21 protein-coding genes and 1 tRNA gene are annotated in these 22,044 nt (G+C 55.1%); 9 read left to right on the forward strand and 13 right to left on the reverse strand.

What is annotated here, in order from left to right; genetic code table 11:
* The first annotated feature begins 222 nt into the window (after window positions 1-222).
* Complete coding sequence (locus IIA05_02085) at window positions 223-492, forward strand: hypothetical protein (protein MCH9025888.1); 270 nt, start codon at window positions 223-225, stop codon at window positions 490-492.
* 268 nt (window positions 493-760) lie between these two features.
* On the opposite strand, the gene IIA05_02090 is transcribed toward IIA05_02085, so the two are convergent.
* Window positions 761-1,747: an IS1595 family transposase gene (locus IIA05_02090; protein ID MCH9025889.1), complete on the reverse strand. Its 987-nt coding sequence runs from the start codon at window positions 1,745-1,747 to the stop codon at window positions 761-763.
* Window positions 1,748-1,834: 87 nt separating this feature from the next.
* Between IIA05_02090 and IIA05_02095 the strand changes: the two genes are divergently transcribed.
* From IIA05_02095 to IIA05_02125, 7 genes are all read left to right on the forward strand, one after another.
* Window positions 1,835-2,854 carry a P63C domain-containing protein gene (locus tag IIA05_02095; GenBank protein ID MCH9025890.1) on the forward strand — a complete coding sequence of 340 codons (1,020 nt, stop codon included), beginning with the start codon at window positions 1,835-1,837 and terminating at the stop codon, window positions 2,852-2,854.
* 13 nt (window positions 2,855-2,867) lie between these two features.
* Window positions 2,868-2,950, forward strand: a tRNA-Pro gene (locus IIA05_02100).
* 427 nt (window positions 2,951-3,377) lie between these two features.
* The gene (locus tag IIA05_02105) at window positions 3,378-3,821 is read left to right on the forward strand and encodes a D-tyrosyl-tRNA(Tyr) deacylase (protein ID MCH9025891.1); all 444 of its coding nucleotides are present in this window, start codon (window positions 3,378-3,380) and stop codon (window positions 3,819-3,821) included.
* A 76-nt stretch (window positions 3,822-3,897) separates the two neighbouring features.
* Window positions 3,898-4,152, forward strand: coding sequence for a twin-arginine translocase TatA/TatE family subunit (gene tatA, locus IIA05_02110; protein MCH9025892.1), 255 nt, complete (start codon window positions 3,898-3,900; stop codon window positions 4,150-4,152).
* Window positions 4,152-4,403: a twin-arginine translocase subunit TatB gene (tatB, locus tag IIA05_02115; protein ID MCH9025893.1), complete on the forward strand. Its 252-nt coding sequence runs from the start codon at window positions 4,152-4,154 to the stop codon at window positions 4,401-4,403. Before tatA ends, tatB begins: the two co-directional genes overlap by 1 nt.
* Complete coding sequence (gene tatC / locus IIA05_02120; GenBank protein ID MCH9025894.1) at window positions 4,330-5,166, forward strand: twin-arginine translocase subunit TatC; 837 nt, start codon at window positions 4,330-4,332, stop codon at window positions 5,164-5,166. The genes tatB and tatC overlap by 74 nt, the downstream gene beginning before the upstream one ends.
* A gap of 157 nt (window positions 5,167-5,323) precedes the next feature.
* Entirely contained in the window at window positions 5,324-7,330 is a 2,007-nt protein-coding gene (locus IIA05_02125) for a S9 family peptidase (protein MCH9025895.1), read from the forward strand.
* Between the two features lie 70 nt (window positions 7,331-7,400).
* Here the strand turns inward: IIA05_02125 and IIA05_02130 are convergent, their stop codons facing one another.
* Complete coding sequence (locus IIA05_02130; protein ID MCH9025896.1) at window positions 7,401-8,864, reverse strand: peptide MFS transporter; 1,464 nt, start codon at window positions 8,862-8,864, stop codon at window positions 7,401-7,403.
* A 13-nt stretch (window positions 8,865-8,877) separates the two neighbouring features.
* On the reverse strand, window positions 8,878-9,201 hold the full coding sequence (locus IIA05_02135) for a hypothetical protein (GenBank protein ID MCH9025897.1): 324 nt from the start codon (window positions 9,199-9,201) through the stop codon (window positions 8,878-8,880).
* Between IIA05_02135 and IIA05_02140 the strand changes: the two genes are divergently transcribed.
* Window positions 9,200-11,026, forward strand: a complete 1,827-nt coding sequence (locus tag IIA05_02140; protein ID MCH9025898.1) for a M2 family metallopeptidase — start codon at window positions 9,200-9,202, stop codon at window positions 11,024-11,026. The genes IIA05_02135 and IIA05_02140 overlap by 2 nt on opposite strands.
* Before the next feature lie 59 nt (window positions 11,027-11,085).
* On the opposite strand, the gene IIA05_02145 is transcribed toward IIA05_02140, so the two are convergent.
* The 10 genes from IIA05_02145 to IIA05_02190 all read right to left on the reverse strand — a co-directional run bounded on the left by IIA05_02145 (window position 11,086) and on the right by IIA05_02190 (window position 22,002).
* On the reverse strand, window positions 11,086-11,916 hold the full coding sequence (locus IIA05_02145; GenBank protein MCH9025899.1) for a hypothetical protein: 831 nt from the start codon (window positions 11,914-11,916) through the stop codon (window positions 11,086-11,088).
* A 268-nt stretch (window positions 11,917-12,184) separates the two neighbouring features.
* A complete protein-coding gene (locus IIA05_02150; GenBank protein ID MCH9025900.1) occupies window positions 12,185-13,510 on the reverse strand; it encodes a tetratricopeptide repeat protein in 1,326 nt (441 codons plus the stop codon).
* The gene (locus IIA05_02155) at window positions 13,510-14,118 is read right to left on the reverse strand and encodes an energy transducer TonB (protein MCH9025901.1); all 609 of its coding nucleotides are present in this window, start codon (window positions 14,116-14,118) and stop codon (window positions 13,510-13,512) included. Before IIA05_02155 ends, IIA05_02150 begins: the two co-directional genes overlap by 1 nt.
* 1 nt (window position 14,119) lies before the next feature.
* Window positions 14,120-14,527 carry a biopolymer transporter ExbD gene (locus IIA05_02160; protein ID MCH9025902.1) on the reverse strand — a complete coding sequence of 136 codons (408 nt, stop codon included), beginning with the start codon at window positions 14,525-14,527 and terminating at the stop codon, window positions 14,120-14,122.
* Between the two features lie 11 nt (window positions 14,528-14,538).
* Entirely contained in the window at window positions 14,539-15,066 is a 528-nt protein-coding gene (locus tag IIA05_02165; protein ID MCH9025903.1) for a MotA/TolQ/ExbB proton channel family protein, read from the reverse strand.
* 43 nt (window positions 15,067-15,109) lie between these two features.
* The gene (locus tag IIA05_02170; protein ID MCH9025904.1) at window positions 15,110-16,504 is read right to left on the reverse strand and encodes a MotA/TolQ/ExbB proton channel family protein; all 1,395 of its coding nucleotides are present in this window, start codon (window positions 16,502-16,504) and stop codon (window positions 15,110-15,112) included.
* A complete protein-coding gene (locus tag IIA05_02175; GenBank protein MCH9025905.1) occupies window positions 16,501-17,265 on the reverse strand; it encodes a DUF3450 domain-containing protein in 765 nt (254 codons plus the stop codon). Before IIA05_02175 ends, IIA05_02170 begins: the two co-directional genes overlap by 4 nt.
* Window positions 17,266-17,585: 320 nt before the next feature.
* Window positions 17,586-20,552, reverse strand: coding sequence for a TonB-dependent receptor (locus tag IIA05_02180; GenBank protein ID MCH9025906.1), 2,967 nt, complete (start codon window positions 20,550-20,552; stop codon window positions 17,586-17,588).
* Window positions 20,553-21,015: 463 nt separating this feature from the next.
* Entirely contained in the window at window positions 21,016-21,537 is a 522-nt protein-coding gene (locus IIA05_02185) for a RidA family protein (GenBank protein ID MCH9025907.1), read from the reverse strand.
* Window positions 21,538-21,573: 36 nt separating this feature from the next.
* A complete protein-coding gene (locus tag IIA05_02190; protein ID MCH9025908.1) occupies window positions 21,574-22,002 on the reverse strand; it encodes a hypothetical protein in 429 nt (142 codons plus the stop codon).
* Window positions 22,003-22,044 lie beyond the last annotated feature (42 nt).

Here is a 22,044-nt window from a genome sequence, read left to right on the forward strand (position 1 = left end):
TTGCCAATGTTTTACATATCAAGCGGAAGTATGTACTTATTGAAAACGGATTTTAGCCCAAAATAGGAAGAAAACGGGCTGAAAATCGTGGGAAAGTGGGAAATTGCTATAGATGAGTGGAAAATAGTATAATCGGCCCACGCTTTTTGCAACATTAAAGAGTATATTATCTGTGCCGATTCATGTAGTTACGCACAGTACTTAATCTAGAGGGAACAGGCCATGCCTAACGACCAAGACTGTTTTTATATCGAGCTTACGGTGGACCCAGATAAAGACGGTATTTACGTTAGTAGTAAACAAGTTCCGGGATTGCATTTGATGGGATCTAGCATGAATGACATGAGGCCGACGCTTGAAAAGGCCATTAAGCGCCTCTATCTCGACAACAAAGGAACAGATGTCAATGTAATCTGGTTGTCTAATGCTGAGGACTTTCCGGTAGCTCACGATGTGCCGGTACGGCTCGCTGTTTACGAAAAAGCAGCCTAGAAGTACCATAAGGATTGCAGGGACGGTTGAATATGATTGCTGTTCGGCTGCTCTCGCGTAAGGTAGTAAAAGAAAGGCTTGATGCGTTTGGTTGCCAGCTTGTCGAGGAATATGACAACCCCTCTGATTCTTATTATCAATCGTCCTATTGGCGAACTTCCTGGGGGTTCCACTTTTTTGTTCCAGAGTTAGGCGAGAACCGATTGTGTCCAGAGCATCGGTTGTACCAAATCCTCGCGGAGCTTTCTGAATTGGCTCCGAGGAAGGACTAGAAATCTGGATTTAGTTGTTTCGGGCGAAAATTTGTCCTTGTGTCAACTGGTTCTCGATAACGCAGCCGTTTTCCATCTGCTGCCTGAATCGCTGCCACGGTTCGGTCCCCATCGCTTAGCTTGCGCCCGTTATACCGAAATTCGTATTCGGCCAGATATCGGTGCAGATGTTTCTTGCTTACCGAGTGGTAAATACCGCTTAGGCCACGTTTCACAATGGCGAAATAGCTTTCTACGGTGTTGGTAGTTACGTCGCCTCGAACATACTCGCCAGCGGAGTGCTTTACGGTATGGTGTCCACCTTCGTATTCCCGCCCGATGCCACGATATTGTTTGGCTTCGTCCGTCATAATCTTAGCTCGGCGATCAACATTGTCACGGATGGCGATTTTCAGGGTCTTGGCTGAGACATCCGGTAGAACCATTGCCCGGACTCGGCCACCGCGCTCGACCATGGCCATCACCGGCGTTTTATTACTCCAGGCTTCGCGCTTGTCCCGCGGGTGCCGGGGCTTGCCGCCTACATGGGTTTCGTCAATTTCGACGGTTCCGGTTAGTGGGTTGCCATCAGTTGGGGCCATGGCGAAGCGGATACGGTGCAGCAGGAACAGGGCTGATTTATAACTGAGGCCAGTCTGACGCTTGATTTCCAATGCGCTAACCCCTTTTTTGGAGGTGGCGGCACGCCAGAACCCAAAGCACCAGTGGCGCAGAGGGATGCGAGAATCCTCGAAAACAGTGCCAGTACGGACGCTATATAACGAATTACAATCCCGACAGCGCCAGCGATAATGCTTCTCCCGACCACCTTTCCGAGACTGCATTTGGTATACGTCCATGCCGCCGCATTTGGGGCAGGCCGGATAATCGCCCCAGCGGTTCTTTTCCATGAATTCAACAGCCACAGCCTCATTCGCGCAGGCTGTTGGAAGGTCCTGAATTGGCGTGTCGCCCTTAGTCGATTGGTTCTGTATCTTGCTCATTGGTATTATTATACTTGATGAAATTATATTGTCAATGCTTGCAGAAAACTATTTGCAAGCATTGCTTGCATCCACTATCATGCAAGCATGACCAGTTCAGATAGCCCGAAAGCAAGGGGCGGCTACGCAAGGGCCGCGTCGTTAACGTCCAAGCAACGGCGTGAAATAGCTATAAAGGCCGCTGCAAGCCGTTGGAGAGCTGATCTCCCTCAGGCTACCCACGCCGGAGAACTTAAGATAGGCGATATGACTATCCCCTGCGCGAATCTTGAAGACGGGACTCGTGTGCTTACAGAGTCCGACTTCATGAAGAACATGGGGATGTATCGCAGCGGTGCGTTGTCGGTAAGACGTAAGGTCGATGATGAAACCGGTGCACTAGCGCCGCTTTATCTCGCTTTCAAGAACATAAAACCTTTTGTAGAGAAGCACTTAGGGAATGTGCACCAATCCTTCATCAAGTATCGGACTGGTAAGGGGATGGTAGCCCACGGAATAAGCGCCGAGTCAATACCGAAGATTTGCGAAATCTGGCTTGATGCTAAAAAGGCCGGGGTGCTTGGTAGGCGGCAAGAAAAAATCGCCGAGAAAGCCGAATTGGTAATACGTGCTTTGGCCCACATCGGCATCATCGCTCTGGTTGATGAAGCAACTGGCTATCAGGAAATCAGGGACCGAAAAGCCCTGCAATCCATTCTGGACAAGTACCTGCGTAAGGAACTTGCAGCATGGGCCAAGAAATTCCCGGACGAGTTCTACAAAGAAATGTTTAGACTTCGCGGCTGGGAGTGGAAAGGAATGAAAGTCAATCGCCCCAGCGTAGTAGGAAAGTACACCAAGGACCTTGTCTACGAGCGCATCGCGCCAGGGCTACTCAACGAATTAGAGCGAAAAAATCCCAAGCACACAGTTGGCCGAAGAAAGGCAAAACACCATCAATGGTTAACTGAGGATGTAGGTGATCCGGCACTAGCTCAGCATTTGTACGCTGTCATCGGACTAATGCGCGCCTCATCTGACTGGAGCCAGTTAAAGCGCCTGATGAATCGCGCATTCCCTCGTAAAGGGGATACGCTGGACCTGCCCTTAGAGGATTTTCCGGATTGATTTATAAAAAAATGCCGGGGTGGCGAAATTGGTAAACGCTGACGACTTGGAATCGTCTGGCTTTCCGCCTTGCGGGTTCGATCCCCGTCCCCGGCACTCTAATTATATCAAATATGACTGACAAAAGAGAGAAACGAGGCCCAAAACCAGAAACCGTCAAGATCGACGAAGACTGGGAGGACGCTGTCAAAAAGGCGCTAGAGAAGAAACGCCCGAAAAGTGGGTGGCCTGGAACCAGCGAGGATAAAGGGTCAGAGACCGATCCAGAGCCGACAAGCGATAAATAATCCCACCGATCTTTTTCGCTTTTCGTAACTTATTGATTATTATACTTTTCAATAAGTACATACTTCCGATACCAAGGCAATAACGGGGCGTCCCTGCCCCGGCGGCTCTCTTCCCTGACAGAGCTTTTCAACTCGCCGCAGTGCCAGTGTGAGCCGTCGCCAGACATCTGTCTGTCAGGATTCTTTGACACTGTGCGTAGGTGCATGCCCACAATATCGGCACGGAGGAACCGCCGATGATCGGATTGTTGCAAAGGGTCAGCAAGGCCGACGTAATCGTCGATGGTCGAACGATCGCGAAAATCGACCGCGGCCTGCTGGTGCTGGTCGGCGTCGAAAAAGACGACACCCAGCGAACGGCGGAACGACTGGCGGAACGGCTGCTCGATTACCGGGTGTTTGCCGACGCGCAGCAGCGCATGAACCTGGGGCTCAGGGAGGCCGGTGGCGGGCTGTTGCTGGTACCGCAGTTCACGCTGGCGGCTGATACTCGTAAAGGGCTGCGCGCGAGTTTTACCGCGGCGGCAAACCCGGAGCTTGGCCGGCGCCTGTTCGACGAACTGGTGCGCCATGCCAGCCACCTGCACCAACCGGTCGAGACCGGCGAATTTGGCGCAGATATGCAAGTGTCGCTGGTTAACGACGGGCCGGTCACGTTCTGGCTGCAGATCAGCCCTTGAAATACACACCCGCAACTGAGTATTTTTTGGCCTAGTGGCGTATGATTTCGACTCCAAACCATAACGGGAGAGGCGTATGGGTCTCGGTGGCATCAGTGTCTGGCAACTTCTGATTATCCTGCTGATTGTCATCGTGCTGTTTGGCACGAAAAGGCTAAGTACGATCGGCAAGGATCTCGGTGGCGCCGTGAAAGGCTTCCGCAAAGCCGTCGATGACGGTGAAAAAGAACAGGCGGCTCACCAGATCAGCGTGCATCCGGAGTCAGGCGATGACCAGAAATCCGGCAACAACCGGCAAGCGGAAGGCGCAGACAAGACCCAACAAGACTGATGTTTGATATCGGCTTTTGGGAGCTGGTCATTCTGTTTGCCCTGGCGCTGGTTGTGCTGGGGCCGAAAAGATTACCGGAACTGGCGGCGACCCTGGGTCGCTGGCTTGGCCGCGCCCGCTTCATGGCACGATCCCTGAAGACCCAGATCGATACCGAACTGGCGATCGAACGGGCGAATGAGGCCGCGGCAAAGAAAGACCAGGAAAAGAAGGACAAGGCAGCGGAGCCGACCGACCGTGACCCAGGTTGACGAGCAGCCGGCCGGCGAGGCCAGCCTGATTTCGCATTTGCTGGAACTGCGGACCCGGCTGATGTACTCCGGTATCGCCGTTATTGTCCTGTTTTTCTGTTTATGGCCGTTTAGCGACCAGCTGTTTGCGCTCGCCGCGGCGCCGCTGATCGCGCAAATGCCCGAGGATTCGACAATGATTGCCACGCAGGTGGCATCGCCGTTCCTGACCCCGTTCAAACTCAGCATAGTGGCCGCTGTTTTCCTCGCCATGCCGGTAATCCTTTACCAGATCTGGGCCTTTGTCTCTCCCGGGCTGTATCAGCGGGAAAAACGCTTTACCGTGCCGTTGCTGATATCGAGCATCTTGCTTTTTTACCTGGGCGTCGCCTTTGCCTATGCGGTGGTTTTCCCGCTGATGTTCGCTTTCTTTAACGCGGTAGCGCCGGAAGGTGTCGCCGTGATGACCGACATCTCACATTACCTGGATTTCATCCTGGTCCTGTTTTTTGCCTTTGGGATGGCATTCGAGGTGCCGGTCGCCACCGTCTTGCTAGTCTGGAGCGGTTTCGTGACGCCCGCCAATCTGCGCGGCAAGCGCACCTATGTTTTTCTGTCGTGTTTTGTGCTCGGCATGTTTCTGACCCCGCCCGATATCGTCTCGCAGACCCTGCTGGCCGTCCCGATGTACCTGCTTTTTGAAGTGGGCATCGTCATGTCGCGAATCCTGGTACCGGGTTACAAGGAAGTCGAGGCGCAACAGGCGGAAACTCCCGATGACTGACCGTCATTGGCCGCTTTGACCGGCCATTGCGATCGCTGCCCCGAATGGACAGCCGTTGACGGTTTCGCGATAATTATGGGAAATCACCGGATATGATGGCTTTGGTTGATATCGCCGAGCCTGTAAAATCAACGCCTGACCCAGGGGAGCGCAGCTCATGAATCGCAGGTTTCCAATGTTCAAGGTTTTTGCCGGTTTTCTTATTGTAGCGGTACTGACCACAACCACGGCATCTTCGGCAAACCTTATCGCTACCGCAGATCTGTTCAAACCCAGCGAGTTCAGCAATGTCCGCATGTCGCCGGACGGGATGTTCATCGCCGCCATCGCCCGAACACCCGCGCAGCCTGACGGGCAAAATCTGATCGTCATGGATCTCAGCGATCGTTCCGTCAAGGTGCTGACCGGTTACCCGGAGGATGAGGTCACCCGGTTCTTGTGGGTCACTGACGAACGGTTGGTATTCAGGATTAACCGGGACTACGAATCGCGCAGCAAGAGCGCGGAATATCTCGGTACCTATGCGATCAATCGTGATGGGTCTCGTGGCAGGCAGATTCATGAACCGTTTGAAGGCGACCGACGTGGCGGTCGCAGCATCGGCGGCGCCGGCACGGGCCGTATCGGCGGTATCCGGGAGGATTTTCGAATCCTGGATATCTGGTGGTCAAACCCGGAATATATTTTGGTCCAGAAAATCAACCAGCGCTTTCGTTTTCCCGACGTATACAAAGTCAATATGAATACCGGTCACATGAGGAAGCTGACGATCAACGACAACGACATCATAAGCTGGCATGTCGATTACCAAGGACGGCCGCGAGTCGGTTACAGCACCGGGTCCGATCGCGATGACCAGGTTTACGACATTCTATACAGGTCGGAAAACAGCAAAGAATGGAAAAGTATCGTAAGCGGCACTGTAGGCGACTTTAGCATCCATGGTTTCGATCAGGACAACCGGCATATTTTCCTGTCGTCGAGAAATGGCGGGGACCGGATGAAGTTATACCGTGTCGATGGTGAAACCGGTGAGCTGGGTAAACCCCTGATCAGCGATCCCGTTTATGACGTGAATGGCGTGTTGGCCCAGACCCGTGCCGGCAAGCCGCTGTTCTTCCGCTACCATACCGACAAACCCAGGACCTTGTTTTTCGAGCAGGACTGGGCGGATCGGCAGTCGGTTATCGATGGGGCCTTGCCGGATGCGGTCAATTATATTTATGACTGGGACGATGACGAGACCCGTTTCCTGATCTACTCCTGGAGCGACCGGCAGGTCGGCGATTATTACCTGCTCGATGAGAAAGCGGGCAAGCTCAGTTTTATTTTGTCGCGCGCTGCCTGGCTGGACAAAGACGATATGGCGCCGATGCTGCCCATTTCCTTTGCCGCGCGCGACGGACTGAACATTCACGGTTACCTGACCTTGCCGATCAATTCCGGGGAGGGCCCTTTCCCGCTGATCCTGAATCCGCATGGCGGGCCATACGGAATTCGCGACCGCTGGGGCTTTAACCGGGAAATCCAATACCTGGCCAATCGTGGCTATGCCGTGCTGCAGGTGAATTATCGAGGATCAGGCGGCTATGGCGCCAGTTTCCAACGCGACGCCCACAAACGCTGGGGGCTGGAGATGCAGGACGACCTGACAGATGCCGTGCTGTGGGCGATCGACCAAGGTTACACAAAACACGGCAAAGTCTGCATTTATGGCGCCAGTTACGGCGGTTACGCGACACTGATGGGTCTGGTCAAGACGCCGGAGCTTTTTAGTTGTGGGATCAACTACGTCGGTGTATCGGATCTGGGCAGACTGTACGTGGCCATAAAAAAGAAATTTTCGGTCACCGGTCAGGATAGCCGGGTGGACTGGTTCCACTGGGCGATTGGAGACCCGAACAAGGACAAGGAGCGATTCTACGAAACGTCCCCGATCAACCACGTGGACAAAATCCAGGCTCCATTGCTGATCGTACATGGCGTGTTCGATCCGATCGTACCGGTAGAGCACGCCCGACGCCTGGCCGGCAAGTTGAAGTCAGCGGGCAAGGAATTCGAGTATCAGGAAAAACGCTACGAAGCGCATGGCTTTCACACGCCCGCTAACCAGGTTGATTTGTATGAAATGATCAATAAATTTCTGGAAAAAAATCTAAAATAGCCTGGCTGCAACTACGTCGCAAATTAAAACGGGGGCCAGTGGCCCCCGTTTTTTTACCCACATCTGTAGCTCAGAGATGGTCTTCGCTAATCCCTTCATGGGTTCCGGTGACAGCGATTTCCTCCTCGATAATGGTTTCCTTGACATGCCCTTCGGCGCCGTGCATCCAGTGCACCAGCTTGTCGGCAATCAGGAACAACAGCCCACCGAAGACAGCGGCCGTGATGGCGATTCCGCCAAAAATAGAAATGGCGTTGTTGACCATTTCCGACTCGTCGCCATGGCCGATAAACGAGCCAATAAAGCCGGCAACGTAGTTGGCCAGACCGGTAAAGCCGAACCAGACCCCCATCATCAGCGACAACAACCGTAGCGGGGCCAGCTTGGTCACCATCGAAAGGCCGATCGGTGACAGGCAAAGTTCGCCCATGGTGTGGAAGAAATAAGCGCCAACCAGCCAGATCATGCTGGTCTTGGCGTTGACATCGCCACCGAGCTGAAGCGTGGCGCCGACCATGAACAGGAACCCGATCGCCAGCAGCACCAGCCCCATCGCAAACTTGGTTGGCGATGTGGGTTCGGCAGCCCCCATTTTCAGCCACATCAGCGCGAACAGCGGTGCAAACACCACGATAAAGAGCGGGTTCAAGGACTGGAACCAGGTTGTCGGCACCGTGAATGAACCGATGACCCGGTCGGTAAACTGGTTCGCGTAGATATTCATCAGACCGCCGGCCTGTTCAAATCCCGCCCAGAAAATGATCGTGAACACGCCCAGGATCATGATGACCTTGATCCGGTCAAACTCCACCTTGGTCAGTGGCTGTTTGACCTTCGGACCAACCTGGTCCGCCATGGCCTGTTTGGCGGATGGCACCACCCCGACCTCGCCCAGCAGTTTGCGCGCAAAAACCAACTGGACCACCAGCGACATCACCATGCCGATGCCGGCGCAGACGAAACCCACCTGCCAGTTGCCGCCATATAGCGCAACAACCGAGCCAACCACGATACCGGACAGGAATGCACCGATATTGATGCCCATATAAAAAATAGTGAAGGCGCCGTCACGGCGATGATCGCCTTGCTCGTAGAGGTCGCCAACCATGGTCGAGATATTGGGCTTGAATAGTCCGTTACCGCACATCAGCAATGCCAGGCCCAGGTAAAAGGCCTGGGTTTCCATGCCCGGAATCCAGGCATGCGGTGTGCCCAGCATGAATTGCCCAGCCGCCATCAGTGTGCCGCCGATGATGATGGCCTTGCGCTGGCCCAGAACATTGTCGGCCAGCCAGCCGCCCAGCAACGGCGTGATATAAACCAGGCCGGTAAACCAGCCATACAGTTTCAATGCATCCGCATTGGTCCACCCAAGACCAAAACCACCGTAGTCGCTGGTCTTGTCCACGAGGTACAAGACCAGGATGGCTCGCATCGCGTAATAACTGAATCTCTCCCAGAGTTCGGTGCCGAAAAGCAGGTACAGTCCTTTCGGGTGCCCGAATATAGTGCCCGTATCAGGTGCTTTTACCATGCCCTGTTATCCTTTATGTTATTGATAAAACGATGCCGGTAGCCTGTTGCCTGAACGGACACTGTCTACCGGCCACAAAGCGGTCATTATAGCCACCGGAAACGCGTTTTCGGCAGCAGACCACCATATTTTTCGGTTTCTGCCGGCAAATCCGGGTTCCAGCCCAACTCCATGGGGTATGGATAGAAAAAAAGGCCTTTCGTTCCGCCTTTATGCCGGATTCACATACCTGTTTCAACGTTTTCTGCGACGCAACAACCGCCGGTGGCAAGCCCGAGCTGTTTCGCCTAAACTTGGCGGCCGCTGAAATCGGATAAAACACCAAGAGGATTTTCATGACAAACCCCATCAAGCGAATTTCAATCTTTTTTGCAGCCGTGGCGCTGGCCGCCTGTTCCGGCGGGCAGTCGAACCAGAGTGCCAACGAAATCGCGGCAACGACACTGACGGCGGCAGAATTCATCGACAAGGTCAACCGGGAAACGGCCGAGCTGAACAAGGAAAGCGGCGCTGCATATTGGGTGAACGCGACCTACATAACTTACGATACCAGTCTGCTGGCCGCAAAGGCTACGGAGAAAAGGCTGGATTATCAGAGCCGAATTGTCGAGGAATCCAAAAAATACGCTGGCGCCGATATGGATGCCGGCACTGCTCGCCAGATGAAGCTGATCACGGCAGGAACGACGTTGCCCGCGCCTTCGAACAAGCAAGATCAGGCCGAACTGGCAAAAATAACCACCGAGATGGGCGATCTGTATGGCTCCGCCAAGTACTGTCGCGAAGATGGCGAATGCCTGGCTGAAACCGATCTGATCAGGATCATGGCGGAGAGCCGCGATCCCGCTGAATTACTGGAAGTCTGGACCGGCTGGCGGACCATTTCTCCACCCTTGCGCGGCATGTATCAGCGCTTTGCCGAACTCGGCAACGATGGCGCCCGCGAAATGGGTTACGAAAACCTCGGCGACCTTTGGCGCGGCGGTTATGACATGGAATCCGAAGCGTTTGCTGCGGAAATCGAGCGTCTGTGGAGCCAGGTGGAACCTTTATATAACGAGTTGCATTGTTACACCCGCGGCAAATTGTCGGAAAAATACGGCAGCGACGTCGTTTCGGCCGATGGCCCAATTCCGGCCCACCTCCTCGGTAATATGTGGGCGCAACAGTGGGGCAATATTTACGACCTGGTCGAGCCGTTTCCCGGTGTAGGCCAATTCGATGTCGATGCCGCACTGGTTGAGCAGGACTGGAGCCCGGAGAAAATGACCAAGACGGCGGAAAACTTTTTCGTCTCGATGGGCATGCCGGAGCTACCGGACACATTCTGGGAGCGTTCGCTGCTGACCAAGCCGAGAGACCGGGACGTTGTCTGCCATGCCAGCGCATGGCCGCTGGATAATGGCAACGATGTGCGCATCAAACAGTGTGTAGAGCAGACCGAAGACTCGCTGGTCACGCTACATCACGAGCTGGGCCACATTTACTATTTCATGATGTACAAGGGCCAGCCCATCCTTTTTCAGGCCGGCGCCAACGATGGTTTTCACGAGGGCATAGGCGACACGCTGCAACTGTCGATGACGCCTGGATATCTCAGGAAGCTGGGCCTGGTCGGTGAAACCGAGAACGGCGACGAAGCGATGATCAATCAGTTGATGAAGCTGGCGCTGGACAAGATCGCATTCCTGCCATTCGGCAAACTGATCGACCAGTGGCGCTGGAAAGTGTTTTCCGGCGAAATCACTCCGGATAATTACAACCAGGCCTGGTGGGATTTGCGCACGCAATACCAGGGTATCGTGCCGCCGGTCGAGCGCAGCGAGGCGGACTTTGATCCGGGCGCCAAGTACCACATTCCGGGAAACACCCCGTACACGCGCTATTTCCTGGCGCACATCCTGCAGTTTCAGTTTCACCGCGCGTTGTGCGATGCCGCCAGCATCGAAGGCCCGCTTTACAACTGCTCGATTTACAACAGCAAGGCGGCGGGTGAACGCCTGATGACGATGCTGGAGATGGGCGCCAGCAAACCATGGCCGGATGCGCTTGAGAAAATCACCGGCACGCGGCAATTGGATGCCAGTGCAATTATCGATTATTTCGCGCCATTGATGGATTGGTTAAAGGTGCGAAACGAGGGACAGACCTGCGGCTGGTAGCTCAGCTCAGGCACAGGCCAAATAAGAAGGGGTCGGACCCTGAGGCCCGACCCCTTTTTCTACGTCTGGTCCGCGTAGCAAACCAGCGTTTCGCCAATAAACTCACAGGTGGTTGGCGTTCCCGGGAATTGTTCCAGCGGGATACCTAGCAAATTGAGCCGCCCCAAAAACGTTCTCAGCGAGTCATCGTAACGGAAATTGCCCCTATAGCCTTGCAGGTCTTCGATAGTATCCGGCAAGCCGTTCCCCTCCGGTCCGATAGCGGTGTCTTCCGTATAGCGCAATTCCAGTCGTATGCCATCCAGACTGAACTCCAGTTCGAATCGCGCCACGTGAAACACAGCCTCCGAGCCATCCGGAAAGATAATCCTGATATCGGCAGTAAACCGCGTAAGAAAATGCTCGCCCAGGAAATAGGAAAACACCAGTACGCGGGTCGACAGGAAATCATTGTTGAGCCAATCCTGTACCGCCAACTGCGCCTGGATGTTCTGATAAATATCGGCTGCGCTTCTGACCACGAAGTTATTGGGTAACCGGCGTGCGACGAGGCTGATTTTCTGAATTTCATCGAATGCCGCGAGGTCTGCCTCAAAGGTCTGCAGCTCCGTCGTTGTAGGCGTCCGGCTCTTCGCGTGCTTGTACAGCATGCCTTCGCTGTATTCCTTCATGACCCGGTACTTCGCCAGTCTGCGGTTCACCCTGTCGACCAGGTAAACATTGACCGTGACATTAGGGCCATTGTTGGGCACCTGCTGGAGCGCCTGTCGCTTATACTGGGCCCAGCTACAGCCGTGACAACTTGTAACGATGTCGTTGTCCGTTATCGCCATCGAAGTCGCTGACCACATTAGCCCGATCAGCAGGGGCATGAATTTTCCTGCACGCATGTCTCATCCCTCCATGGATTCGGTGAACAGCAATATGCTGATCACTGCATACAGGCTAGTGAACGGGCCTGGCCAACGGCCAGTGGATTAAGTCGTTACTCGAGCCGGTTATTCGAAAAAAAAAGGCGCTGACCCGGATGGCAGCAAGGCGGGCTAAGAAATAATCGTTGCTATCTGCATGAGGTTTCGAAGACCGGGTATTTCTGCTGCCAGCCAGGCATGGGTAACAGCGGCCGATCGGGATCTGAAGCCTGAGCGGCGGGGTATATCAGTCCGCCAAAGCCTGACGGAGATTTTCCTGACGAACCCGCTCGCTGGTGATGTGGCTTATCCACTGCGCTGCCATACGGCTGCTTCGATTATCCCGGCGAGCGAGGCGGAATGCGTCGATCGCCTGCGAGTATCGATCGACGTTGTAGAGGGCCATGCCAAGCAGAATATTGGCCTGATCGTTTCGTTTCAGCCCGCCTTTTCTTATGCCTGCGCGCGCGGAGTCAATCGATGCTCGCCATTGCCTGAGGTTGAAGTAGGCATTGGCCAGCCGCACATCCAGTTCGCCGTCATCCGACAATTTGGCTGCATTCACAAGCGCCGGAATCGCTTTCCCGTCTTCCTGGGCCATGGTCCAGGATTGGGCAGCGAGACGGTAATTGCGCGCGTTCTTCTCGATCAAACCGTCTTTGAAGCCTTTTTCCAGGACTTTGCCGGCCTTGTAAGGCACAGCGGATTGCAGGTAAAGCTGCGCCATCGTGACGTACTCGCGGCTGGTTTTCAGCAGGCCCTGTATATAGACCATTTCGTAGGCGGTTAACTGCCTTTGTTCGTCGCCGCGCTCGCCGTAAATCCCGGACAACTGGATCCAGTAATCTCTCTTGGGATTCAGAGCCAGCAACTGCTTGAGAATCTGCTCGACCTTGACCAGGTCACCGAGCTCAAAATAGAAAACGCGCAACAACAACAGCCAGTTTTCCTTGGGCGGCTTTCCCTTCGCGACGTTGATGCTGATGGCTTTTTCCACGGGCACGATCGCCTCGCGGTACTTGTTTTGCTGATACAAAGCCTGCCCCAGCAGCACATAGGGTTGGGGGCCCGGGTTGTCGGCGATTGCAAACCATTTGCGTAGCTGGAGCTCCGCTCTCAGATAATCTTCCTGGGTAAAATACAGCTGGGCCACGGTATAAATCGTCGAGGTTTCCATGCCCAGCGGCAAATCCGGTTGTGCAAGAACCTTTTCATAATCCCGAACCGCCTGCGCATAGTTCTCCTGCGAGAAATGAATAAAGCCGTAGAAATTGTACATCTGGGCCAACTCATAGCTGTTCAGATTCTTCTGCCGGCTAAGGCTGTCCAGCGCCCGCAACGCACCGACAAAATCGTCGGCCTCCGCCAACTCCCTGGATTCCGACAGCTTCTTGTAAGTTTTTTCGCGCATCGCCGGCGTTTTGCGCGTCTTGCGTTCCTTTCGCCCCCCGGCTTCCTGGGCGTGGCTCATGGACGCCAGCGCTCCTGGCGCATTACCGGGCAACAACGCCGGAAGCATCAACAAAGAAACAGCAAGAACGACAACGACAGTCAGTTTGCCCGCACCGGTCATCAGGAATCTTCAAGCACAAAAGTTATTTTGTTTTGCACGCCAGCTACCTCGATGGGGTCCCCATCGACAATGCGCGGCTTGTATTTGAACCTGAGCACCGCTTTGAGCGCCGCATTTTCGAACAGTGAACTGGTCGATTCCACGATGAACGGATCACGAACAGATCCAGTCTTGGTGACTGTAAACTCCACTATAACGTAGCCTTCCAGGCCTCGCGATAATGCCCGCCGCGGGTAAATCGGCGCCACCTTGACGATAGGCAGGTAATCGCCATCGGAGATAGCGAGACCAAAGCCGCCGATGGACATATCGGCTGAAACCGACACCGGCGCAACACCTATCGTCTGCACATTCGGATCCACTGCGTCCTGCTGGGGCTGCAGCATATCCGGCGGCGGCTCTTGCGGCTTCGGTGGTTTTTCCGGTTTTTGCTGCTTGCGCTGAACCATTTCCTGTCTTTCGGTACGCACGAAATCCAGAAACCTGACTTCCCTGTCATCGGTCAGGGCCGATTCGCCGCTGGCGATCAGAGCCTGCATGGTAAACAGCAGGCCGCCGGTGATCACCGCCGCCAGAACAACCGCCATGGCATACCTTGGTTTAACCATCTCAGTTTTGCGCTGCAATCGCCACGTTATCGACACCGGCCAGGCGGGCGGCATCCATAACCTGGATCAGCACTTCCGTCGTGGATTTCTTGTCCGCCTGGATGACCACGGTACCTTGCGGGTTTTCCGCGTGCATACGCTCGACAATTGCCCGCACGGCCCGCGGATCCACAAGATGCCGGTCGATCCAGATCTCACCTCTTTCGGTGATTGCGATCAGGATGTTGGCTTTGTCCTGGGAGACGGCAGTCTGCGCATCCGGCTTGTTTACATCGATACCGGCTTCCTTGATAAAGGACGAAGTCACGATAAAGAAGATCAGCATGATGAACACGACATCCAGCATGGGCGTAATATTGATCTCGTTTTCTTCTTCTTCCGGGTTGCTCTCAGAGAACAGTTGTCTCATCTGTTTTCCCCCTAATGGTCCGTGGTCATGGAATCGCGAAAAATCTCCAGTTCACGGGCGGATTTTCTGTTCAGCCAGGTGCTGGCAAACACGCCTGACAGCGCGCCCACCATTCCGGCCATCGTCGGCACCGTCGCCAGGGACACGCCGGCCGCCATCGAACGCGCATTGGATGTCCCCTCAGCCGCCATGACGTCGAACACTTGAATCATGCCGGTCACCGTGCCCAGCAAGCCGAGCAGCGGGCAAAGCGAGACCAGCGTCTTGATCATCGGCAGGAACTGCTCGGCGCGCTCCCGCATGCGCGAAAGCATCGCATCCCGGATCTGGTGCGCTTCCCAGGAGCGCCGCTCGGGCCTGGATTCCCAGACCTGGATAGCGTCCCGAATCTGTTGCCTGAGATCCTTGGAGAAGTACAGCATCCGCTCGATTATCAGGATCCACATGATAAACGTCACCCACGCGATCACTGTCAGTACGGTGCCGCCGAGTTCCATGAAATCGCGCGTGGCCTCATACATTTGTGTCAGTGCATACATGTTTCGATTCGGTCCTTAAGCCATGGTTCCCCTAGATATCACCCTAGGCGCTTTGCGCGTGCTGCGCTTCGGAGCGTTCAGCTACGATACCGGCGCTTTGCTCCTGCAGCACATGGGTGATCTTCTTGCTGCGGCCGGTCACCAGCGTGTGCAGCAGCACCGTCGGTATGGCCACGGACAAGCCCTGAACCGTGGTCACCAGCGCTTGCGAAATACCACCGGCCATCAGCGTCGGATCGCCGGTGCCATACAAAGTGATGATCTGGAAGGTCTTGATCATGCCGGTCACGGTACCCAGCAGGCCGAGCAGAGGCGCAACCACAGCAATGATCTTCAGGAACATCAGTGCCCTGGTCAGCGCCGGTGTTTCCTTGAGGATGGCTTCACCAAGCTTGAGCTCAAGGGTTTCCAGATCGGCATCCCGGTATTTTTGCGAAGCCAGCAATACCCGTCCGAGCGGGTTATTGTCGCTGAGTTCGTCAGACTTGAGTTGCCGATTGACTTTATTGGCGGTCAAGGTCAGAACAAGCAGACGCTCGAACGCAATCAACAAGGCGACGACACCCAGGGCCATGATGATATAGCCAACGATACCGCCCATTTTCACCCGGTCGGCGAAGGTCGGGCTGCGCAGCAACAACGACAGGATCTGGCCACTCGTCGGGTCCAGGCCAAACACCACCTGGCCATCGTGTTTATCGCTCAGGTCCTCAGCCGAATCCGTAAACCTGGCCTGCTGCGGCTGGCGCCCCAATTCCGTCAGGTTGCCTGTCTTTGGTGAGTATTGCAGGTACTTGCCATCGGAGACTACGTTGAATACGCCGACCCTGACCACCTCGCGTTCTTCGGCTTCGCCGTTGGTATTGAGGACCGTGGTCGAGAAACGGACCACCCGACCCTGTTCGGTCATTTCTCTTTGCAGTTCGTACCACAGACGCTCGATTTCCTCGATCGACGCCAGTTCCGAGCTGGTCCCCATCTTGGTTGCCAGAGCGCCCAGGAATTCACCGCGGTCCGGAAACTGAATGGAAGTCAGGGAATTATCCAGCAGCGCCATCGTTTCACCGGAAACCTGCTGCAGTATGCCAAACAACTCCTTCAGCGAGCCCAGGCGGCGATCCAGCGCGGCGGACAACTCGGAGGTGCGAATTTCGTTCTCGCCGAAAGTGTCCTCGAGTTGCGTGCTGCGGTTTTCCTCCGCAGTGCGTTCCCTGACTGCTCTTTGCAGCATCGAGCGCTGTGCATTACGCGCGTTGATAAAACGCTGTTCTCGTTCCCTGAACTCCCGCTGGTCGTTCACGCGTCCTTGTTCAACCTGCCGCAGCAGGTCGTCCAGGCTGGCGGCCTTGTCCTGGGCCAATGCGGCGCCCAGCGGCAGCAGGCAGAAAATCGCCGCGGCGACAATGACGGCTGCTGGTCTGCGCATGGAATTTTTCATTGTGCCGCCTCCGCTGCGTCAATCGGCAGCAGCAACAGTTCCGGGGCGATTTCCTTTCGAGCCATCCGCAGACCCTGGCGCACCTGGGTTCGGGCAGCGCCTGAATCCAGTTCAACGAAGCTGCGTGCCTCCTTGTCCCAGGTGCCGGTAAAGGTGCCGTCCATGGTTTGATATAAAAGCACGATCCGGCCGATCTGGAGAAATTCCACCTCGCGGGTGCCACCGGCAATTGTCAGCGCGTCCTTGTAGGTACTGATGGTCCGGCCATATTCGTTTTCAATCGTAAAAGCTTCAAAGACATTGCGGAATTTCTCGGCGACCGACACATCGGAGCGCTCCATCAGGTCGCGCAGTTTCTCGACCCTGTCCGTCCGCTCCTTGGCCAGGAACGGTATGTCCAGGGATATGAACTGCTCCAGCCCGTCGATCATGCGCAGCATCAGTGGCATGATCTGGCGTTCGATTATGGTTACGTGGTCGATCGATTCGGCCAGCTTCGCCATTTCATCAACCTGATTCTGGATCTGGCGGGCCATCAGGGCGTTGTAGACCTTGAGTCCGTCGACCTCCTTGTTGACCGTGTTGTACTGATCCACGAGCTCGCGTTCTTGTTCGACTATTTTGTCGACCCGATCCTGCGATGCCTGGGCCAGGCGAATGTTTCGCCCACCTGCGTCCAGAATATTATTGACGCCCTGGGCCTGCGCGACACCAAAACCCAGTGCCATCAGAACCAGGAGCCCTTTTAGATAGACCCTCATTGAATCATCTCCAGCTTTGAATAGCGGCTATATTCTTTATCTTTTTCAAGTAGCCAACAGCAGCCGACAGCCATTAGCTTCGTTAATTGCCATAAATATCAATGGCTTTCAGGCCCCCTTTTTATAGCCGCTCTGTCGTGCGGCGTACCGGCCAGCCGTTACGAGAATACCAAGCAGCCCTCGAAGCCCGAAAATACCATCATAGCGGGGAAAAAAACACCTCTCGTTCTATCGCCAAACCATATCTCGCTGCCAGGAACCTGGAGCAAAAATAAGCGGCCCCTGAAAAGGGGCCGCCAGGGTCTTGATGATCGCACCGACTAATCGAAGCTGAGTGCAACTTGCAAATAACCGAACACGCCCTGCGCGTCATAGTTCGACGGATCGTAACCATTCAGCGAACAGCTGAAACAGGCCGGTGGATCCTGATCGAACAAATTCTGGACACCGAACGTTATGGCCAGGTCGTTGGTTTCACCGAAGTCCGGCCGCCACATGACCTGCACATCGTTATAGGTCGTCGCCTCCAGATAATTCAATGAATTACTGTTGTTGGCCATATCAGGAATCGAGCACACCCCCTGGTTGGTCAGGCTGTCAGGCGAGCCGTCCAGGAAGTCGCTACAGGATTCGGTCAGGCCCGAAACGTGGCGCAGCGTCCAGGTCGCGCCCCAGTTGCCCTTCAGCCAATTGATGCCAAGGGTGGATTTCCATTTCGGAATACCCTTGTCATTGTCCTCAAGCGCCAGCAGGTCCCGACTCGTAACACCACCGGTAGAGCTGACGTTGAGCAGGTCAAAATCTCTGACGAAGCTGTTTTGCCAGGTCACCCTGAAGGTGCCGATATCGCCCTCCGGCCCCAGGTAGGTCAGATTGACATCAAAACCGTTGGTATCAATACCACCGATGTTGGTCAACTGGTTGGCGAAGCGATTGATCGTGCCGCTGCCGACACGCGAGATACCGCTGCACAGCGCCGGGTCGTTGGTCTGCGCACAAACATTCAGCTGGGTCTGGGCATCGATCGCCCCGATCGCGGAAGTTAGTTCGATGTCATAGTAGGTGACTTCGGCCGTCAGTCCTTCAATCCAGCCCACATTGTCAACCCAGCTCGGGCTGTATACGAAGCCCAGCGTCCATGTATCGGAGGTCTCCGGGTTCAGGTCCATGTTGCCGCCGGTGAGGACAGGAATCTGTCCGCCGGACTGCACAAAACTGCCATCCGCGGGCACGCCCTGCGAGATACAGTTGTTGATGACCGTCTGCGAAACACCCGTGTTATTAAAATCGGAACACGGGTCGGTTAGGGTCGCATCAAAACGCGATGCCGAACCAAACAACTCGCCGATACCCGGTGCACGGAATCCTTCGGAGAAATTGTAGCGAACGACAAAATCAGGCACCACTTTCCAGTATGCACCGTAGGATGCGGTCGTTTCCGAGCCGGAGGTGCTGTAGTCAGAGCTTCTGACTGCCAGCGACACGCTCAAATCTTCGGCTGCCGAGACATCGGCAAGTATCGGTACGTTGACCTCAAGATAAAACTCATCAACGTCAAAACCGCCCGAAGTGGGGAGTGATGGTATGCCGGCGGACTCGCCAGCTACCACGATCGGATCAGGGTTGAAAGAACCGTCTTCTTCACGATGCTCGTAACCGGCCGCAAAACCCAGCGGGCCGGCGGGCAGATCAGCAATCGTACTGCTGACGTTCAGCGTGATATCGACCAGTTCCTGATCGCTGACGTCATGCTGTACAAAAGTGACAAAGTCGAGCATGTCCTGGGTGATCGTGCCCTGGCCGTTTGCGCCCTGACCGCCAAAAATATTCAGCGGTACGCAAGGGGCGGTACAGTCTGCCAGCGGGCCCAGGGCCTGTTTCAGCTTGGCCGAATTGGCCGCACCCTGTTTCAGCTGAGAAGCCGAGTTTTTGGACCAGGCTGCGCCGATATCCCAATAGACCTCACGCTCGCCGACAGCGAAAGCACCATCGACGCGACCGGACAAGTACCAGGTATCAACGCTCTGCTCGAAAATACGCGGGCCGGCTTCCAGCGGCCGGCGGCCGATGAAAAACAAGTCCGGAAGCGTCGGATCGGCGTCGATCGTGAATCCGAACGGATTGAACGGATTGGTAACATCGACCGAGATCGTATCCATCAAGTTACCGTTACCCGCATCGGAGCCGATAAACCATGGCTCGGGTGCGGCCTGGTTGGTGGACTCGCGATGGGTGAATGAACCCATCAGCGTCACGTTGACGTTGGACGAGATCTGCCGTGTCGACTGGCCAAAAATATTCCAGCGTTCCGATGGCGTTACCACCAGGTTGAACTGTGAGAAATTAAACCGGTCGCCATTGTCCCAGGGATCGAAATTCTGCAGGGGGTTCAAACCGTTGACCCCGCAAGGATCGAGGGGATCGTATACGATCGTGCCCGATCCAGGGACCGTCGTACAGTTGATGAATACCCCGGTATTCGGGTCGGGCAATACGAAGCGGCCCTGCGGCGTTCCCGAACTGCCATGCCGGGCTCCCCCCGCGAAGGGCGCCGGGAACTGGGCGAGGCTGCGGGTAGACGCTTTGACCCGGCTCTGCTTGTAATAATTCAGGCTGATCCACGAAGACGAGTCTTCGTTCGTGCTACCCATCGTTATCGAGTATTCCTGGGTAACGCCGTCGCCTTCATCGAACTCGCCGTTATAAGCGGAAATATCGATTCCGTTCATATCGGTCTTGGTGATGATGTTGACCACGCCGGAAATCGCATCCGAGCCATACAGCGGCGAAGCGCCATTTTCCAGCACCTCGATGCGCGCGATAACGCCCAGCGGAATGGTGTTCAGGTCGACACAGGACGATACGCCGGAGGCGGATGCCCCGTTGACCCAGCGAACTCCGTTGACCATCACCAGCACCCGTTTGCAACCGAGATGACGCAGATCGACCTGCGTCGAACCAGCGCCGATGCCACCGCCATCGGGCGGGAATCCGAAGTTACCGCTGCTGTTGAAACGGGTATTCAGTGCGGAACCGGAAATTGACAGTTGATTGAGATAATCACCCAGGGAGGCAAACCCCGATTGCCTCATATCGTCCGCGGTGATCGTTAATACCGGATCTTTCTGATCCAGCGGGTTTTGGCGGATGCGTGAACCGGTAACGACGACTTCCTCAATCGCCCCTTCATCCTGCGCGAAAACGCCGGCTGTCGGTATTACCATGGCCAGTACCGCCGGCAAGACCAGCCAGCGCGTGACAACGCCGGCAGCAGATTGTTTACTCATCTTGTCTTCCCCTTATTTTTTGTGTATCGAATACGGGCAGCCTGTGCCAGGCCGTCGCCCCTCCAAACCCACTACAATAGAATCGGACAATCCAAAATCCGATTTGTTGTATGTTTGTCACATACTTGTGTCCGATAGCATCCCTGGTCGGACAGTCAAATGCATTGACCAACGTCAAGGCCTGTTAACCTTAACCCGATGTGGGGGGTATTGTCAGTAATGATTTCACCGCCCCGCCCAGGACAGGCTGTTGCAAATACCCCACACCTATAGCATAGACCAAAAAAACCCCACTTGCCCTTTCGCACGACGGCAGCAAGAAAATGCTTGAAATAAAGGGATAGTCAGCTTTAGGCCTTTAGGCGGGCCGGTCGTTCAACTGATCAGCCAGGTGTCTACCGGCCGCTACCGACGTACCCGCAAGGGATATCGGCAAACACCCAAGCGCACAGACGTTCTTGTTCTATTGCAATTCAACGACCATCTCGATTTCGACGGCGATGTCAAAAGGCAATTCCGCCATGCCGACCGCGGCCCGGGCATGCCTTCCATTTTCGCCCCACAGGTCGATCAGCAGTTGCGAGCATCCGTTGATCACGGCGGGCATCCGGTTAAAGCCATCGGCAACATTGACCATGCCAAAAACCCTTACGATGCGTTTGACCCGCGACAACTCGCCGATTTCCTGTTTCAAAGACCCCAGCATGGCGATACAGGTGTAACGCGCGGCAAGTTGACCCTCTTCGATACCGATATCCGAGCCGACTTTACCAGTGACATAGCTGCCATTGGGTTTTCGCGGCCCATGGCCTGAAAGAAAGACCAGTTTGCCGCTGGTGACCGCCGGCACAAACAGCCCCTCGGACGGGCCCGGTTCAAACAGCTCGATACCCATCCCGGCCAGCTTTTCCTCCGGCGTTTCCGCCAGCAGCGAAATTGGCATCAGGAACGCCAATAGAAAAATCGTCACCTTGTACTGGCTCATTGCGCTCTCCATTGTTCAGGTCTGGCTTTTGCCGGCTCAAATATGGTCATCGGTATCGTCAACATCGACCTGGCCCGACATTCTTCTGCGAATGTGCGACCAGGACATGCCGATGGCAAGCACCCCTGCCAGCAGGATTTCCACCAGCCAGGTCACGACATCGATATTTTCGGCCGAAAGCAATCCCCAATCCATCAGCAACCAGAATAAGGTCGCGAAAAAAGCGCTGGCCAGCACAAAACCTATAAACCCCAACGACCTCCGGCCCGCCCGAATAAACATCACCCAGCCAATCAGCATGACCACGCCGGAAAAAGCCTGCAGCGCACTGATCGAATCCGGCAGGCTTGCCTTCAGCCAGTGAAAATAAGAAAAACCCGACGGATTAAAGGTCGCCAGCACCAGCGCCAACGATACGCCAAGCCTGATCAGGAAGCCGTTCCAGGTCAATTTGTGTGCCGCCATCATGTTTCCTTGGTAACTTTGAATACGTGTCGATGTCGCTTT

It is taken from the genome of Pseudomonadota bacterium, assembly GCA_022572885.1.
GTDB lineage: Bacteria > Pseudomonadota > Gammaproteobacteria > Steroidobacterales > MnTg04 > MnTg04.

Coding starts and splice junctions, on each gene's coding strand:
- IIA05_02135 (MCH9025897.1), bottom strand. CDS start 9,201: ATGAAAATCCTCTTGGTGTTTTATCCGATTTCAGCGGCCGCCAAGTTT.
- IIA05_02140 (MCH9025898.1), top strand. CDS start 9,200: ATGACAAACCCCATCAAGCGAATTTCAATCTTTTTTGCAGCCGTGGCG.
- IIA05_02170 (MCH9025904.1), bottom strand. CDS start 16,504: ATGAAAAATTCCATGCGCAGACCAGCAGCCGTCATTGTCGCCGCGGCG.
- IIA05_02125 (MCH9025895.1), top strand. CDS start 5,324: ATGAATCGCAGGTTTCCAATGTTCAAGGTTTTTGCCGGTTTTCTTATT.
- tatB (MCH9025893.1), top strand. CDS start 4,152: ATGTTTGATATCGGCTTTTGGGAGCTGGTCATTCTGTTTGCCCTGGCG.
- IIA05_02160 (MCH9025902.1), bottom strand. CDS start 14,527: ATGAGACAACTGTTCTCTGAGAGCAACCCGGAAGAAGAAGAAAACGAG.
- IIA05_02105 (MCH9025891.1), top strand. CDS start 3,378: ATGATCGGATTGTTGCAAAGGGTCAGCAAGGCCGACGTAATCGTCGAT.
- tatC (MCH9025894.1), top strand. CDS start 4,330: ATGAGGCCGCGGCAAAGAAAGACCAGGAAAAGAAGGACAAGGCAGCGG.
- IIA05_02090 (MCH9025889.1), bottom strand. CDS start 1,747: ATGAGCAAGATACAGAACCAATCGACTAAGGGCGACACGCCAATTCAG.
- IIA05_02085 (MCH9025888.1), top strand. CDS start 223: ATGCCTAACGACCAAGACTGTTTTTATATCGAGCTTACGGTGGACCCA.
- tatA (MCH9025892.1), top strand. CDS start 3,898: ATGGGTCTCGGTGGCATCAGTGTCTGGCAACTTCTGATTATCCTGCTG.
- IIA05_02190 (MCH9025908.1), bottom strand. CDS start 22,002: ATGGCGGCACACAAATTGACCTGGAACGGCTTCCTGATCAGGCTTGGC.
- IIA05_02150 (MCH9025900.1), bottom strand. CDS start 13,510: ATGACCGGTGCGGGCAAACTGACTGTCGTTGTCGTTCTTGCTGTTTCT.
- IIA05_02095 (MCH9025890.1), top strand. CDS start 1,835: ATGACCAGTTCAGATAGCCCGAAAGCAAGGGGCGGCTACGCAAGGGCC.
- IIA05_02185 (MCH9025907.1), bottom strand. CDS start 21,537: ATGAGCCAGTACAAGGTGACGATTTTTCTATTGGCGTTCCTGATGCCA.
- IIA05_02180 (MCH9025906.1), bottom strand. CDS start 20,552: ATGAGTAAACAATCTGCTGCCGGCGTTGTCACGCGCTGGCTGGTCTTG.
- IIA05_02175 (MCH9025905.1), bottom strand. CDS start 17,265: ATGAGGGTCTATCTAAAAGGGCTCCTGGTTCTGATGGCACTGGGTTTT.
- IIA05_02145 (MCH9025899.1), bottom strand. CDS start 11,916: ATGCGTGCAGGAAAATTCATGCCCCTGCTGATCGGGCTAATGTGGTCA.
- IIA05_02130 (MCH9025896.1), bottom strand. CDS start 8,864: ATGGTAAAAGCACCTGATACGGGCACTATATTCGGGCACCCGAAAGGA.
- IIA05_02165 (MCH9025903.1), bottom strand. CDS start 15,066: ATGTATGCACTGACACAAATGTATGAGGCCACGCGCGATTTCATGGAA.
- IIA05_02155 (MCH9025901.1), bottom strand. CDS start 14,118: ATGGTTAAACCAAGGTATGCCATGGCGGTTGTTCTGGCGGCGGTGATC.